Source organism: Pararoseomonas baculiformis (assembly GCF_017813395.1).
Classification (GTDB): domain Bacteria; phylum Pseudomonadota; class Alphaproteobacteria; order Acetobacterales; family Acetobacteraceae; genus Roseomonas; species Roseomonas baculiformis.
The window spans coordinates 1-15,752 of sequence record NZ_JAGIZB010000047.1; the positions used below are offsets into that span (position 1 = coordinate 1).

Below are 15,752 nucleotides of genomic sequence, written 5' to 3' on the forward strand. Positions count from 1 at the left end.
CATTCTCCTCGAGAACTACTATCTGCCCGGCCACCTCGAGGCGCAGATCGAGGCCTTCGTCGAGCACTACAACCACCAGCGCTACCACGAGAGCCTGCAGAATCTCACCCCAGCCGATGTCTATCTCGGCCGAGGACAAACCATCATGCGGAAGCGTGAACGCATCAAGCGCAAGACCATCCAGCAGCGGCGCTTGCTGCATCAGCGCCGAGCCGCCTAACCTCCAGCCCAGATGAGCCAGAGCCTCCGTTAGTTCAGCACCTCACCTGTCCCAAAGCATTCGACGACGGACAGGGGCACCCTAGCCCTATCCCACCCTACCTCGGCCTCAGATCCGATCCATGCACCACAGTCGAGCAGACCTGCACCTCGCCCTCACAATCCTCGCCCGCGCCGTCATCTGCCGGCGTCAGATCAGACAGTTTGGTACCTACTTTAAGTCAGCCCCCTCATAGTCCAAAAGATCCGACGACGGGCGCCCTACTGCTCGTCAAAGAGGGGCTCCATCCTGCAACAACAGTTCCAACGAGAGTCATTACTGGTCCGCCCTGATGCCATTGAGCAGCTTTCTCAGCGATGCCGTCAAGAGTGCCGAGTAGTACACGTTGGCCGTCAGTTCCACCTGACTCGATGAGGGCAACAGGCGTCATGGGGTCAAGCCCCTCAGCGACAAGTCCGTGGCGCAACTTCCGCAGAGTGGAAACGCCCATATAGACGGCGAGCGTCTGCTCCGGGCGGGAGAGCGCCGCGAAGTCCAAATCTAACCGTCCGTCCTTTGTGTGTCCCGTGACAAAGGTGACGATACGAGCATGGTCGCGGTGGGTTAGTGGGATTCCTGCACTGGCGGCGCAGGCGAGTGCGGCGGTCACGCCGGGCACGACTTCGCAGGCCACGCCGGCTTTGCGGCAAGCCTCCAACTCCTCTCCGCCGCGACCAAAGATGAACGGATCGCCGCCTTTTAGGCGCACAACGCGCTTGCCCTGCCGGGCAAGGTTTATGAGTAGCTCGTTTATGCCCTCTTGGGGGAGGCAGTGCCGCGCCCGTTGCTTGCCGACATAGATGCGCTCCGCGTCCCGTCGGGCGAGCTCTAGCACCTCGTTCCCCACAAGACGGTCGTGCACGATCACATCAGCTTCACCGAGCAGGCGGAGCGCACGCAAGGTCAGCAGGTCGCCGGCGCCAGGCCCCGCGCCGACAAGATGGACGATGCCGGGCGGCGCCCTGTCTGCTTTGGACAATGCAGTGGAGAAGGCCGCCTCAGCCTCCACTTCCCTTCCGGCGAGTACAAGATCCGCCACGGGGCCGGTGAGCACCGCGTCGAGAAAGCGCCGCCGCGCGGGCGGGCTGGGAATGGTGCTGCGGAGAAGCTCCCGAAACCGCTCCGCCAGGGCCGCCAGCCGGCCGAGCGCCGGGGGCAGCATGCTCTCGATCCGAGCACGCAGCAGGCGGGCAAGAACCGGGGCGGCGCCGCCAGTCGAGATGCCGATTGTGACGGGCGCGCGATCAATGATCGACGGCATGATAAAAGAGGAGAGGGCCGGCCGATCGACGATGTTGACAGGAACACCACGCTCCTGGCAGGCGTGGAAGAGGGCCTCCAAGTCCTCATCCGGCGCACCGCTTCCGATCGCAATCGCGCAACCCTCCGGAAGATCGCCCGCCTGTCCGTCTCGGCCGAAGCGTGGCGCACGGTGCAGCACCGCCCCCGCCCGGGCAAGCAGGCCTGCCTTGATCTCGACGGCATCCCCGGACCCCAGCACGAAGGCAGCGCGGTCCTTCAGATTGAGGAAGGCAGGGAAATGTCGCATCAGGCAAGCTCCACTGCGACTCTTGCCAGCAAGGCGGTTATCTCGGGCCGGCATGAACCGCAGCCGGTGCCGGCCTGCGTTGCCTCGCCCACCATGGCCACGCTGCAAGCTCCACCCGCGATCGCGTGTCGGACAGCGCCTTCAGCAACGCCATGGCAGACGCAAAGCGTCGGAGATGGCGCCGGGCCGCTGGCCGGGGACCCGGCCAGGAGTGCAACAGTGGGAGCGACGTTGCCCGCCCCGAGGGTTGCGGACAGCCAGTCGCGCGAGGGCAGATCGTGATCGGGCCCGATGAAGAGCGCCGCATCCACCCGGCCATCCCGCAGGAGAACTGCGCGATGCAGGCCGGCTTTGGGGTCCTCCAATCGGGCCCACTCCCCCTCCTCGTGGCCCAGCAAGACGATGAGCCGCGCGAAGGCTTCTTGCGGTATCTCGGCTCCCGCGAGTTCGTGGCGGTAAACGCCGTCACCGGCCAGGGACACGGCTACCCAATCCGCGACATCAGGCTCCAACCTGCGCCGGGCGATCAGGAAGCCGTGCCAGGCTGCATCATAGGCTGAGAGCTTCACCCGGGCAGATTTCAGTGCCGGCTGGGCACTGACCGGATCGGTAGCAGCCGGAACCGCGGGATTGATGCGCGCCCTGGGTGCCGCCTGCGCCGTCCAATGCATCGGCGCAAAGACTGAGCCGCGCCGCTGACCCGGATCGTAGCGCAGCCGTAGCACGGCTTCCGCTCCGGCATGGCCCGTCACTCGGACGAGGCTACCATCCGTCAGCCCCCCGGCGTCCTCCGGGTGAACGGTCAGCACGGGCTCGGGCGCGTGGGCCATCAGTCGCGGAACGCCACCCGTGCGCGTCATCGTGTGCCACTGGTCGCGCAAGCGCCCGGTCAGAAGCGTGAGGAGGCCCGCGCCCTCCGGCCTCTGCCTGTGGGAGACGGCGACGAATTTCGCTCGCCCGCTCGGCATCGGGAAGGCGCCATCGGCGAAGAGGCGGGATTTGGCAGAGGCGGAGGCCGGCACGGGCCAGCGTGTGGGTGCCAAGGCGTCGTAGTCTTCGTCTGTTAGCCCGGCCAGGCCGGAAATGTCGAAGGCGCGCGTGCCGTTGTTGCCGCGGCCAGTCAGGGCGGCATGCTCGCGGAAGATCGCGGCCGGGCCGGTCCAGGCGAAATCCGATCCCCACCCGAGGCGAGCGGCGACCTGGGAGATGATCCACCAGTCCGCCCGCGCCTCACCCGGCGGAGGAAGGAGGCTGCGCTGGCGCGAGATCATACGCTCGGAGTTCGTGACCGTTCCCTTCTTCTCCGCCCAGCCCAAAGCAGGCAGGCGGACATGCGCGTAAGCGGCGGTGTCCGTCTCCCTCATCACCTCCGAAACCACAAGGAAAGGTGCGCGCGACAGGGCCTCGTGCACCAGCCCGGCTTCAGGAAGCGAGACGGCGGGATTGGTGGCCATGATCCAAAGGGCGCCAATCCTGCCCCGTCCCAGGGCACGGAACAGGTCCACTGCCTTCAGCCCGGGCCCGGTGGCAAGGTTCGGGGCGTTCCAGTGCTGGCGTACCAGGTCGGCTTCGCCCGCGACAGACCAGTCGAGATGTCCCGCCAGCATGTTCGCCAGCGCCCCCACCTCACGCCCGCCCATGGCATTGGGCTGGCCGGTAATGCTGAGAGGTCCCATGCCCGGCCTGCCGATGCGGCCGGTGAGAAGATGGGCGTTGATGATGGCATTCGCGCCATCCGTGCCCGTTTCGGACTGGTTGATGCCCTGGCTCCAGAGCGTGACCACGCGCGGCGTCTCCGCAAACCAGCGCAGGAAGGTCGCGAGGTCGGCGGGATCGAGCCCGGTGCGCCCGGCCGCATCGGCGGCGTCTGCGCGCGCGGCGGCCAGGGCTGCGTCCAGCCCCTCGGTATGGGCCTCTACATAGGCGTTGTCCGCCAGTCCTCTCTCGTCGAGATGCGCGAGCAGGGCGTTGTACAGCGCCACATCCGATCCCGGGCGGATCGGAAGATGCAGGTCCGCGCTCTCGGCGCTCGGCGTGCGTCGCGGATCGATGATGACGAGGCGCATGGTGGGGCGCAGCGCGCGGGCCGCCATGATGCGCTGGAACAGCACCGGGTGGCACCAGGCTAGGTTGCTCCCCACCAGAACCACCAGGTCGGCGGTCTCCAGATCCTCGTAGACGCCGGTAACCACATCCTCGCCGAAGGCGCGGCGATGCGCAGCGACGGCGCTGGCCATGCAGAGGCGGGAGTTGCTGTCGATATTCGCCGTGCCCAGGAAGCCCTTCGCCAGCTTGTTCGCCACGTAATAATCTTCGGTCAGCAGCTGCCCCGAAACATAAAGCGCCAAGCCATCCCGGCCCAGCTCCGCCTGGGCGCGGCGGAAGCCCTCGGCGACCGTGTCCAGCGCCGCATCCCAGGAAGCGCGCTTGCCCATCACCTCAGGATGCAGCAGGCGTCCGGGGAGGTTCAGCGTTTCGCCCAGGGCTGTGCCTTTGCTGCAGAGCCGCCCACGATTAGCGGGATGATCGGGATCGCCTGCGATCCGCCCATCCGGCGCTGCCAGCACGCCGCAGCCGACGCCGCAATAAGGGCAGGTGGTGCGCACGGCGCCAGGGGAGGATGGGGGAAGTGCATCCATGGCTCAGTACACGTCGCGCTGATAGCGATTCTGGCGGGCCAGGGCGACGATCCAGTCGCGTGCGGCATCCGCGTCCATGCGGCCCTCACGTATCGCGATCTCCCGCAGCGTCGCGTCCACGTCCTTGGCCATACGGGATGCGTCGCCGCAGATGTAGAAGCGCGCGCCATCCTGGAACCAGCGCCAGAGATCGGCTGCCTGCTCCTTCATGCGGTCCTGCACATAGACCTTCGCGGTCCCAGGATCGCGCGACCAGGCGAGGGAGAGTCGCTCCAGCGTTCCATCGGCCAGCCACCCCTCGATCTCCGGCCGGAAGAGATAATCGGCGCTGGAGGTCTGGTCACCGAAGAAAAGCCAGGTCCGGCCCATGATGCCCTGTGCCGCACGGTGCTGCAGGAAGGCGCGAAAGGGCGCGATTCCGGTCCCAGGCCCGCACATGATGATCGGGATATTTGGATCATCGGGCAGGCGAAAATGGCTGACCTGCATATAGGCCGGCATCGGCGCCTCCAGCCCGCGGAAGCCAAGATGGCAGGAGGCCACGCCTTGCCGAACTCGTCCGCGCCGCTCGGCCTGCACGACGGAAACGCAGAGCTCCACCTTTCCAGGCATGGCCAGCGGCGAGGACGCGATGGAGTAGAGGCGGGGCTTCAGCCCGGGCAGGGATGCCGCAAGATCGGCCAGGCTTGGCCGCGCTGAGGGAAAGTGCTCCAGCAGGTCCAGCAGGTCCGCATCCTCAGGCCTGGCATTATCCTCGCCATCCACGAGCCGGCGCAGCATCGCGGCCTCCTTGGGGTCGCGCGCGGCACCCGCAAGGAGATCGAGGGTCCGATCCAGTGGGCGCGCGATGGCGAGGTGCGCCAGGAAGGCCTCCTGCACCGGGCGGGCGATGCCATCGGGGCAGGGAACAGGCTCCTCGCCGGTAGCACCCAGCGCCGAGAGGCAGGCTTCCACCAACGCCGGATTATTGGGCGCAAGAAGCCCGAGGCTGTCGCCAGGCTCGTAGCGCAACCCGGTGCCCTCCAGGTCGAGTACCAGATTCCGCACATCCTTGGTCGAGCCCTCGCCCGAGAGGCGGTCCGCCGCCAGCAGGCGCACGGGCACCAGGGCCGGCCCGGCCGGCTTTGCGGCCGGGGCAGGGTGCGCCGCGGCCGGCGCCTCCGCTTGCAGGGCCTTCAGCGCCTTCTGCGTCGCCTTGCCGCCGGGCACGCAGAGGGAGAGCGAGCCCTCGGCTCCTGTCGCGATCGCCTCCGCATAGGTCTTGCAGACATAGCCGCACTGTCCGCAATCCAACTGCGCCATGGCCGCCATGTAGCGGCGCGACAGCGGCTTGCCTGCGGCCATCGCCAGACGCTCGTCCAAACCCAGCGCCGGATCGTGCCAGGGGAACTCCTCCTCTGGCTCCGAGGCCGGCGCTGCTGCGGTGCCAGGCAGGGCAGCTCTGCCATAAAGGCCGGCCAGGAAGCCATTCAGCCAGGCTCGCTGCTCCGCCGTGAAGGGCGCATTCTCCGGGATCAGCGGCACCGGCGCTGGCTGCGGGAAGGCGCCCGCGATGGGGGAGATGGCGTTCATGCCTCGATCTCCGCAGCCTCGCGCTCAGCCATGGCTAGCAACTCGACCTCGGCATGCCGCGCCGTGAAGTCCTGGAAGCTGCTTTCCGGCGCCTCGGCCTGCCAGGCGCGCAGCAGGTTGAGCACCAGCGGGCCCAGCTGATCATGCGCCACCTTCGGGCGGATCAGCCGGCCGATCCTCTGCTCCACTCCCGCGCCGCCGCCGACATGGAGGTCGTAGCCCTCCACCTCCTCCTCTCCGCGCTCCACCTTCGCGCCGATCAGGCCGATATCGCCGATATAATGTTGGGCACAGGAATTGTGGCAGCCGGTGAGATGGATGTTGATCGGCCGCGTTACGGCGATGCGCGCGTCCAGGTAGTCAGCAAGATCGGCCGCGTGCTGCTTGGTGTGCGCGGCGGCGAACTTGCAGCCTGCAGCGCCGGTGCAGGCCACCAGCCCGCCACGCAAATGACTGGCGCTGGTGCCCAGGCCGGCAGCCTGGATCTCGCGGCAGGCCTCCACCATGCGCTCGCGCGGAATGTCCGAGATCAGCAGGTTCTGCCAAACCGTTAGCCGCAGCGTGCCGCTTCCGTAGACATCGGCAATGCGGGCCAGGGCACGCAGCTGGCCGGCGGTGATGCGCCCCACCGGCACCACCACCCCCACATATTGTAGCCCGGGTTGGCGCTGATCATGCACGCCCAGATGCCCGTGCTTCTCCGGCGGCGGCGCCGGCTCGAAACTATCGACCTCGCGAAGCGGGAAGCCGAGCTGCGCCTCCACGGTCTCGATAAAGCGGGGCAGACCCCAGGCGTCCAGAAGATATTTCAGCCGAGCCTTGCGCCGGTCCGTCCGGTCGCCATGTGCAAGGAAGGCCCGGAGGATGGCGTCGCACACCCGCACCACATCCTCAGGTGCCACCGCGCGGCCGCTCTGCCGCGCGAAGTCACGGTGGCCGGTGATGCCGCCCAAGCCCAGGCGGAACAGGACCTCTTCCCCCACCCGGATAGCGGTGAAGGCGATGTCGTTCGTGTCCTCCACCACGGCCACGCGCCCGCCGCCGTCGAGCGAGATGTTGAACTTGCGTGGAAGGCCGAAAAGGTCGCGCGTGTTCAGGATGTGGTGGTGCAGGTTGCGCACGATCGCGCGCGTGTCGATCAGTTCGTTCGGATCTATACCCGCGGTGGGGGAGGCGGTGATATTGCGGATGTTGTCCGCCCCGGTGCCCTTGGGAATGATGCCCAGATCCGCCAGCCGTTCCACCAGTTCCACGCCCTTGCCGGCCGGAATCTCGCGGATTTGCAGGTTGTTGCGGGTCGTGGCGTCCACATAGCCGCCGCCACACTCCTCTGAGATCGCGGCGACGCCGCTCGCCTGATGGGATGAGAGGATCCCGCCGGGGATGCGCAGGCGGCACATGAAGGAGTCCTGCGTCGGCCCCACATAGAACAGCCCATGCCAGCGCGTGGCCAGGTTCTCCAGCCCATGCGGGAACTCGCCGGCCCTTGCGCGCGCCTCCACTTCTTCCCAGCGGTCCAGCGGGTGCTTTTCCCGCTTCATCTTCTCCTCCGGCGTCAGCTTTCCGCCTGCGGCGATGGCTGCATCCTGCGCCGCGCGCATGGCATCCGGCGGCGTGCCACCTTCGCCTGCGCCGGCCGGGGAAAGGGAGCCGCGGCGCGCCTCCACCCCGGCCATGAAGCCCTTAAGGTAGTTCTGCTGTTCCGGGGTGAAGTCGCCCATCACGCGGCATCCTTCAGAAAGGCTTGGCCCAACGCGGCACCGGCCCGGGAGGCGACGGCGCGGCCACTCGCGATCAGATCCTGGTAGAAGCCAGCTTCAGCCGTGTCCCCATAGAGCACGGCGCCCACCAGCCGCTGCCCGCGCCACCAGAGGCGGCGATAGGTCTCGCCAGCCCGCAGCGTCACAGCTTCCGCATCCGCCGGCGACACCTCGCCCCCGGACCAGACCTGCGTGCCGGAAACCTTCAGTCCGGCGGAGTCCGCGCGTGGTGCCCAGGCCACGGCTTCGCCCGCGATGGTAGCGGCCGCAATCTCGGCTTGCTCCAGCGCGGGAGCGACGAGACCGATGAGCCGGCCCTCCACTTCAGCGCATTCGCCGACCGCCAGCACATGCGGGTCGCTCGTCCGCATCGCGGCATCCGCGACAATGCCGCGTCCTACATCCAGGCCACTGGCGCGTGCTAGATCGGAATTGGGCCGAACACCCACAGCCATGACGACGAGCCGAGCGGGAATGCGCGTGCCGTCCTTCAGCAGGACCGCCTGCGCCCGCTCGCGCCCCTCGATGGCGGCCGTCGCCACGGGCATGCGGATGTTCAGCCCGCGCATGCGAAGTCGGCCGGCCAGCAGCGCGCCCGCTTCGGGGTCGAGCTGCCGCTCCATGGGCCAGCCCACGGCATGCAGCACGGTCACCTTCATCCCGCGCGCGGCCAGCCCCGCGGCGGCCTCAAGCCCCAGCAATCCACCACCGATCACGACGGCCGGTCCGCCTTCGCGCGCCGCCTGGATCATGCTGCGGCTCTCTGCCAGGTCACGCCAGGGAATGACGCCGGGCAACTCGGCGCCCGGCAGCGGCAGGCGGACGGCGCGGCTTCCGGTGGCGAGAACGCAGCGGTCATAGGCAATCCGCTCGCCACGCGCGGTGATCGCTTCGCGCGCTGCGAGGTCGAGCGCGGCGATAGGGGTTGCGGGCCGGTAGCTCACCCCCGCCGCCCTAAGCGCGGCCAGGGAATGAGTCACCAGCGCCTCCTGCGCCATCTCGCCGATGAGATACTTCGAGAGTGCCACCCGGTCGTAAGGCAGAGCGGGCTCGGCCCCCGCCAGCACCACCTGCGCCCGGGGCAGGCGCCCGGCGATCCGCAGGGCGCAGCGCGTTCCGGCCGGCCCGGCGCCGACGACCAGGATCCTCATACGGAAACGAGCCCCGGTGCCGTGTGACGGTGATGCAGGAACTCCAGGACGGAGGCGCGTGCCGCGATGAAGCGCGCGTCGGTGGCCAGGGCCAGCCGGTTCCGCGGACGCTTCAGTTCCACCTCCAGAATCTCGCCGATCCGGGCATTCGGACCGTTGGTCAGCATCACGATCCGATCGGAGAGCAGCACCGCCTCGTCCATGTCATGCGTGATCATCATGACCGTGGTGCCAAGATCGGCATGGATCTGCATCACTTGGTCCTGCAAATGGGCCCGGGTCAGCGCGTCCAGCGCGCCGAAGGGCTCGTCCAGCAGAAGCACCTTTGGCTTCATCGACAGCGCACGGGCAATACCGATGCGCTGCTTCATCCCGCCTGAAATTTCGCCGGGCCGCTTGTCCTTCGCATGAGTCATGCGGACCAGGGCGAGGTTCTGCAGCGTCCATTCGTGCCGCTCGGCACGGGACATCTGCTTCGACAAGGTCTGGTCCACCGCCAAGCGGATGTTCTCGTAGCAGGTGAGCCAGGGCAGGAGGGAATGGTTTTGGAACACCACCGCACGGTCCGGGCCGGGGCCGGAAACCTCCCGCCCGTCGAGCACCACGCCGCCGCTTGTCGCCTCGAGGAGCCCTGCCACCACGTTCAGCAGGGTGGACTTGCCGCAGCCGGAATGGCCGATGACGGCGATGTACTCCCCGCGCCGCACCTTCAAGTCAATGCCATTAAGCACGGGTACGCGCGACCGCCCGAAGGCTACGGTGACATCGGAGATGTCGAGGAAGATCTGGTTGCCACTCATGACCACGTCCTCAGGCCGTCGCGGTGCCGCGGGTGACGAGATGGCCGGCCAGCGCCATCAGCCGATCAAGCGCGAAGCCGACGAGGCCGACATAGATGAGGGCCACGACGATGTCGGACAGGTTGGAGGAGTTCCAGGCGTCCCAGATGAAGAAGCCAATACCGACCCCGCCGATCAGCATCTCTGCGGCGATGATGGCGAGCCAGGAGAGGCCGACACCGATACGGAGCCCTGTGAAGATATAGGGGGCCGCTGCCGGAAGGATGATGCGGGAGAAGTATCCGAAGCCCCGCAGCCGGATCACAGCCGCGACGTTGCGGTAGTCCTGCGGCACGTTGCGCACGCCCACCGCCGTGTTGATGATGATCGGCCAGATCGAGGTGATGAAGATCACGAAGATGGCCGAGGGCTGTGCCTCTCGGAAGGCGGCAAGGGAGAGCGGCAGCCACGCGAGCGGCGGCACGGTGCGCAGCACTTGGAAGATCGGGTCCAGACCGCGCATGGCGAGCTGGGAGGTACCGATCAGCAGCCCCACCGCGATCCCCGCGACGGCGGAGAGAGCGAAGCCCAGCGCCACACGCCGGAGGCTGGCCAAGAGATGCCAGAACAGGCCCTTATCCAGCCCGCCCCGGTCGAAGAAGGGATCGGCTATGAGCTCCCCCGCATCCGCCCAGACCTTGGAGGGCGAGGGCAGCGTGGCATCCGGGCCGCTCGCCACGACCTCCCAGAGCACCACAAGGGTGAGCACCACAAGCATGGGCGGCAGCAGGCGCTCTGCCGCGGGCCGAAGCCGCGCGACGAGGCTGGGGGGCGGCATCACTGCCGGCTCGATCGCGGTGACGGCGGGCGCTACCGCCGCCGGGGGCTGGACGGAAGCGTTCATCCTCAGGCCGCCACGATCTTCTTGATGGAAAGCGAGGCGAGGTAGGCCGAGGGGTTCTCGGGGTCGAAGACCTTGCCGTCGAAAAAGGTCTCGCGCCCACGGCTCATACCGCCCGGCGTCTCGCCCGCCGGCACGCCAGCGCGCTCGGCGGCGGCGCGCCAGATGCCCTCCTTATTCACTTCGCCGATCAGCTTCGCAACGTCCGTCCCCTCCGGCAGTACGCCCCAGCGGATATCCTCGGTCAGGAACCACTGATCATGGCTGCGGAAGGGATAGGACGCATGATCGCGCCAGAACTTCATCAGCAGGGGCGAGTTCTCCACCTTGCGGCCATCGCCGTAATCGATATTGCCACGCGTCCGGTCAATGATGTCGGCCACCGGGACGTTGAACCAGGCACGGCGCCCGATGATCGTGCACATCTCCTGCTTGTTGGCGTCGTTGTCGCACCAGCGCTGCGCCTCGATCACGGCAGCGGTCAGCGCCTCCGTGGCACGCGGGTTGGCGGCCACGAAATCCGCCCGCAACGCGAAGGATTTCTCCGGATGGTCGCGCCACAACTCTCCTGTCACGGCGGCTGTGAAGCCGATCTTCTGGTTGACCAGCTGGTCGTTCCAGGGCTCGCCCACGCAGAAGGCGTCCATGGTGCCGACCTTCATGTTCGCCACCATCTGCGGCGGCGGCACGACGATGGTCTGCACGTCCCTGTCGGGGTCGATCCCGGCCGCGGCCAGCCAGTAGCGGAGCCACAGGTCATGCGTGCCCCCACGGAAGGTCATGGCGACCTTGCTCTCCGGCGTCAGCGCGCGTTTCAGGCCGGAGGCGTCGAGCCTCACGCCCGTAGCCTTGTGCTTCTCGGCCACCGAGAGGCCCTGGCCGTTCGTGTTCAGACGCGCCAGGATTGCCATGGACACGGGCTGGTTGTTCTGTGTTACGCGCCCGGTGTGCATGAGATACGGCATGGGCGTGAGGATATGTGCGCCGTCGATGCCGCCTGAGCCTCCGCCGAGCACGAGATTGTCCCGCGTCGCGCCCCAGCTCGCCTGCTTGGACACTTCGACGTCGGGCATGCCGTGCTTGGCGAAAAAGCCTTTCTCCTTCGCGATAATGAGCGGCGCCGCATCGGTCAGCGCGATGTAGCCGAGCACCGCCTTCCGCACCTCCGGCGTGGTGGAGGATTGCGCGAAGGCGCCACGCGGCGCGCTGGCGCGCGCTGCGGCGAAGAGGGCTGCAGTGGCGGCGATGGCCTGCCTACGCTTCATCGTCATGCGGCTTTCTCCTCGGGATGGCTGATGGTGTCGGGCTCCGCCTCGCCAAGCAGGGCGGCTGCGGCACGCCAGGTGGCATCGTCGTAGGCAGCGAGGGCTTCGGCATCGGTGCAGGTGGTGGGCACATGGCCCCAGCGGCGCATCTGACTCAGCCACCAAGCTGCGGCCTCGGGGCGCGCCAGGGTCGCCTCGCGGAAGCGCATCGGGGCAGGTAGGGCACGGATCCCGGCCTGGGTCGGTGTCTGCCCGGCCAAGGGCATGCGGATGGTCTCCGGCTGCATGCCGGGGAAGACGCGGTCGCGCATCAGCCGCACCGCATCCTCGCGATTCGTGGGGTCGTCCAGCCAGCGCGCAGCGGCGATCACGGCGGCGGTCACGCCGACCGCTTGCTCCGTGCGGAGGCCTGGGCGGAAGGCAAGGACCTTCTCCGGGTGATCGGGCCAGATATCGCCCCCCGTCAGCGCCACGCGACCGACGCCAAGTGCCGCGGCATGGCTGCCCCAGGGCTCGCCTGCGCAGAAGCCGTCGATCTCGCCCTGTGCGAGAGCCTGGACGCTACGTGGGGGCGGGACCACGGTGAGGCGGAGATCCCGGTCAGGATCCAGCCCACCAGAGGCAAGCCAATGCCGTAGCAAGTAGTGGTGCGAGGAGAAGGGGAACACGGCTGCCAGCCGCACCGGCGGCCGCCCAGCGGCTACACGGAGCCGCACAGCGGTCGCGAAGGCCCCGGCAGAGAGTGGTGCGCCATCCGGGCTCAGCCCGGACTCGTCGGCCAGTTCCGGGGAAAGGGTGAGGGTATTGCCGTTGCGACCGATACCGGCACCGACTGATAACGAAGCTTGAACACCGCCGAGCCCGCAGGCCAGGGCAATGGGTAGTGGCGCCAGCATATGGGCGCCGTCCAGGAGGCCGTGGGCCACCCGATCACGTACGGCAGCCCAGGCGGCCTCCTGAGAAAGGGTTACCCTAACGCCAAATCGGCGGAACATTCCGCGCGCCTCTGCCACCAGCAACGGCGCGGCATCGATCAGCGGGACATAGCCGATACGTAGAACTCGGTCGGGCACGCTCGCTCTCCAGGGTTTCGCATGCGAAACCAGGAGGCGGGCCGCCGTTGGACCGCCGGGTGACTACTCGGAGCGCTCAAGGGCCTACGCCATTGCAGACCGGCTCGATGGACCCTTTGCAGCATATCGCGACGCGGCGGATCAAGTGGGATTCTGCCCACCAATTGTCCATGCGGCGCCAGCAAAGCCCATGAACGAATAAAATAAGGGCATTGTGCCTAGCTTTCGTTCAATATAGCTCTCGCTACTTCGGTCAATCGGCGTCCCTGATTCATCGCGGCCTGGCGCATGCGGCGATATGCCTCTTCCTCGGTCAGCCTTCCGCGCTCCATCAGCCGCGTTTTCGCCTGGTCGATGAGCTTCCGGGCGGCAAGAGTAGCGCGAGTGGCTTCCAGTTCCTGCTTCATGGCATGGTGGGCACGGAAGCGGCGGATCGCCACCTCGATGACTGGGCGCACGCGGGCGGGTGCCAGTCCTTCCACGACATAGGCCGCGACACCGGCCTCAAGTGCCGCCTCGATCTGCTCTGGCTCGCCTCGCTCAGCGAAGAGAATAACAGGCCGAGGTTCGTCCCGGTTCAGGGCGCGCATGCTCTCGAGCGCATCGCGGCTCGGGTCATCAAGATCACAAACGATGACCTCAGCGCCCGAGGCCCTCACATGACGGGTGAGATCAATGGCATCTGGCACGAATGCCACGACTTCGTAACCAGCCGCCCTTAGCCCAGCGGAAACGAGGGCTGCACGTTCGGCATCTGTATCCACCAGAAGGACTCGCAGTCGTCTGATCCCCTACCGGCCAATGGTAAGCGCCGCTGTGCAGCACCCTCAGGCAAACACCTTGCCAAGCGAGCAGCGCTAGCCAGAACCGTGTGCCGACTGTCCTGACCCTAACCACGACAGGGAGGCCGGCAGGTCACGGCGCTCATTGGGAGATGAGCGCGATCCCGGCGAAGCGACGCTCCACGACAGAGGTGAGCAGCAGCACCGCCGCCAGCAGGTTCAGCCGCTTGAGACCGCGCCCGGCCGTTAGATGCACAAGGGCCAGCGGCACCGCGAGCAGGGCAGTGGCCAGCACCGTCAGCCCGCCCAGCACGTCCGCCCAGGCCTGCAGGCTGGCTCGGGTGAAGTTCTCGTCCGTCGTCAGCGAGGTCGCAGCCAGGATCAGCAGCGGCGAAAGGAGGAAGGAAAGCTGGGCCAGCGCCAATGGCTATGGCGGCCGCTGGCCGTATCTGCGCTGGACCAACGGATCCCAGCTCGTCGTTTCGGTCGTGGTGAACTTAGGGAAGGATTCGAGCACCAGGTTGGCGATGGCGACCCGCGCAGTGAGCACGTCCGCGATGTGGTCAGCGTCGTTGCGCCCAGCATCCGTAGTCAGGGGCGGGAAGGGATCTTCGGCTATAGCCCGCGGGCCAGGCTCTGGCGCATGCTCCATACCCTGGACGAGACCACCCTTCCTGCCACCATCTTCTGCTGCGAACGTGCGGTGGAGCGCATACCCGACCCGCTGCGCGAAGTCGTCACCCGTGGCCATGAGGCCCGCACACCTGCGATCCGAGGTCGTCCGTTCCGTTATCCATGCCGGATCAGCGGTGCGACCATCGTTCGTTCGGCATCGCTCAAAACACTGAAATAACGCATGCCACGCCGGTCGCAGGCACGGCGGCGTTCCGCCTCCCACGCGGCACCCCGCTCGCCGGCGCTGCACATGGCGGATCTAGCCCGATGGCCGCCCTCCACTGACGGCATTATAGTTGGAAACCGTGACGGCAAGCCCCACCTTCCCCGACTTGATTCGCCATCAGCGGGCGAATGGCTCGGCCGAGTTGCGCTTCGAGCGCCAGGGAGCGGGCACCGTGTTGCGCCACCTCTACCAATCCGCGCCGCTGCGCGTGCTGTTCCCGCGGCCCGAAGCGGAAGAACCGCCGCTTGCCGCCCTGGTGAACACAGCCGGCGGGCTCGCGGGGGGCGATCGACTGCGCGTGGCGATGGTGGCTGCCCCCGGCAGTATCGCCACCCTCTGCACCCCTGCGGCCGAGAAGCTATATCGCTCCCTAGGTCCCGAAACACAGGTCGAAACTACCTTGCAGGTGGAGGCGGGCGCCACGCTCGAGTGGCTGCCGCAGGAAACCATCCTCTTCAGCGAGGCCCGCCTGCGCCGTCGGCTGGAGATCGACTTGGCGCCGGATGCGCGGCTTCTGGCGGCGGAGATGCTCGTCTTCGGCCGCAGTGCGCGGGGGGAGTCTTTCGCCAGGGGAAGCCTGCATGACTCCTGGCGGCTGCGGGTGAGTGGCAAGCTTCGCTGGGCCGATACCTTGCGGCTGGACGAGCCCGGTGCGGCGCTCGCGGACCGCTTCGGCTTTGGCGGTGCCGGCGCCTTCGCCACCCTTCTCTATGCTGGCCCCGACGCCGCGGCCCAACTCGCGCCGATGCGGGAGGCGGCGGGCCCGCTGGGCGCCGCCACCACTCCGCGTGAGGGCGTGGCGCTCATCCGGTGGCTCGGGCCTTCGGCCGCCGTACGCGCCGCCCTGGTTGCCGCCATCCCGGCGCTTCGCCCGGTCCTTCTGGGGTTGCCGCCCTTCCTACCCAGGCTATGGACCACCTGACGCGACCGCCGCCATACTTCCCACCCCCGAACCGGAACAGCCCATGCACCTCACGCCACGCGAGAAGGACAAGCTGCTGATCGCCATGGCCGCCCAGGTAGCAAGGCGGCGCCTGGAACGGGGCGTGAAACTGAACCATCCGGAGGCCGTGGCGCTGGTAAGCGATTTCGTGGTGGAGGGTGCGCGGGACGGCCGCAGC

General features: G+C 67.6%; 15 protein-coding genes. 4 read left to right on the plus strand and 11 right to left on the minus strand.

From position 1 onward, the window contains the following. Positions 1-220, plus strand: a 220-nt coding sequence (locus J8J14_RS23090; RefSeq protein ID WP_209381905.1) for an integrase core domain-containing protein, incomplete at its 5' end; no start/stop codon positions are given. 229 nt (positions 221-449) lie between these two features. On the opposite strand, the gene cysG is transcribed toward J8J14_RS23090, so the two are convergent. The 11 genes from cysG to J8J14_RS23145 all read right to left on the minus strand — a co-directional run bounded on the left by cysG (position 450) and on the right by J8J14_RS23145 (position 14,154). Beyond that, complete coding sequence (gene cysG, locus J8J14_RS23095; RefSeq protein WP_209381906.1) at positions 450-1,808, minus strand: siroheme synthase CysG; 1,359 nt, start codon at positions 1,806-1,808, stop codon at positions 450-452. Next, the gene (locus J8J14_RS23100; protein ID WP_209381907.1) at positions 1,808-4,447 is read right to left on the minus strand and encodes a nitrate reductase; all 2,640 of its coding nucleotides are present in this window, start codon (positions 4,445-4,447) and stop codon (positions 1,808-1,810) included. Before J8J14_RS23100 ends, cysG begins: the two co-directional genes overlap by 1 nt. A 3-nt stretch (positions 4,448-4,450) precedes the next feature. Beyond that, the gene (locus tag J8J14_RS23105) at positions 4,451-6,019 is read right to left on the minus strand and encodes a sulfite reductase subunit alpha (protein ID WP_209381908.1); all 1,569 of its coding nucleotides are present in this window, start codon (positions 6,017-6,019) and stop codon (positions 4,451-4,453) included. Continuing rightward, positions 6,016-7,740, minus strand: coding sequence for a NirA family protein (locus tag J8J14_RS23110; protein WP_245216105.1), 1,725 nt, complete (start codon positions 7,738-7,740; stop codon positions 6,016-6,018). The genes J8J14_RS23105 and J8J14_RS23110 overlap by 4 nt, the downstream gene beginning before the upstream one ends. Next, positions 7,740-8,930 (minus strand): NAD(P)/FAD-dependent oxidoreductase, encoded by a 1,191-nt coding sequence (locus J8J14_RS23115; RefSeq protein ID WP_209381910.1) that lies wholly within the window; start codon positions 8,928-8,930, stop codon positions 7,740-7,742. The genes J8J14_RS23110 and J8J14_RS23115 overlap by 1 nt, the downstream gene beginning before the upstream one ends. Beyond that, positions 8,927-9,730, minus strand: a complete 804-nt coding sequence (locus J8J14_RS23120; RefSeq protein ID WP_209381911.1) for an ABC transporter ATP-binding protein — start codon at positions 9,728-9,730, stop codon at positions 8,927-8,929. The genes J8J14_RS23115 and J8J14_RS23120 overlap by 4 nt, the downstream gene beginning before the upstream one ends. 10 nt (positions 9,731-9,740) lie before the next feature. Next, entirely contained in the window at positions 9,741-10,613 is an 873-nt protein-coding gene (ntrB, locus tag J8J14_RS23125; RefSeq protein WP_209381912.1) for a nitrate ABC transporter permease, read from the minus strand. Positions 10,614-10,615: 2 nt separating this feature from the next. Next, a complete protein-coding gene (locus tag J8J14_RS23130) occupies positions 10,616-11,881 on the minus strand; it encodes a CmpA/NrtA family ABC transporter substrate-binding protein (protein WP_209381913.1) in 1,266 nt (421 codons plus the stop codon). Then, positions 11,878-12,948, minus strand: coding sequence for a CmpA/NrtA family ABC transporter substrate-binding protein (locus tag J8J14_RS23135; RefSeq protein ID WP_209381914.1), 1,071 nt, complete (start codon positions 12,946-12,948; stop codon positions 11,878-11,880). Before J8J14_RS23135 ends, J8J14_RS23130 begins: the two co-directional genes overlap by 4 nt. 218 nt (positions 12,949-13,166) lie before the next feature. After that, positions 13,167-13,712 (minus strand): ANTAR domain-containing response regulator, encoded by a 546-nt coding sequence (locus tag J8J14_RS23140; protein WP_342452521.1) that lies wholly within the window; start codon positions 13,710-13,712, stop codon positions 13,167-13,169. 160 nt (positions 13,713-13,872) lie between these two features. Next, entirely contained in the window at positions 13,873-14,154 is a 282-nt protein-coding gene (locus J8J14_RS23145; protein WP_209381915.1) for a hypothetical protein, read from the minus strand. 219 nt (positions 14,155-14,373) lie between these two features. Here J8J14_RS23145 and J8J14_RS23150 point away from each other — a divergent pair, with 219 nt between their 5' ends. From J8J14_RS23150 to J8J14_RS23160, 3 genes are all read left to right on the plus strand, one after another. Beyond that, complete coding sequence (locus J8J14_RS23150) at positions 14,374-14,583, plus strand: hypothetical protein (protein ID WP_209381916.1); 210 nt, start codon at positions 14,374-14,376, stop codon at positions 14,581-14,583. 154 nt (positions 14,584-14,737) lie between these two features. Continuing rightward, positions 14,738-15,553 (plus strand): urease accessory protein UreD, encoded by an 816-nt coding sequence (locus J8J14_RS23155; RefSeq protein WP_209381917.1) that lies wholly within the window; start codon positions 14,738-14,740, stop codon positions 15,551-15,553. Between the two features lie 43 nt (positions 15,554-15,596). Continuing rightward, positions 15,597-15,752, plus strand: a 156-nt coding sequence (locus J8J14_RS23160) for an urease subunit gamma (protein WP_209381919.1), incomplete at its 3' end; no start/stop codon positions are given.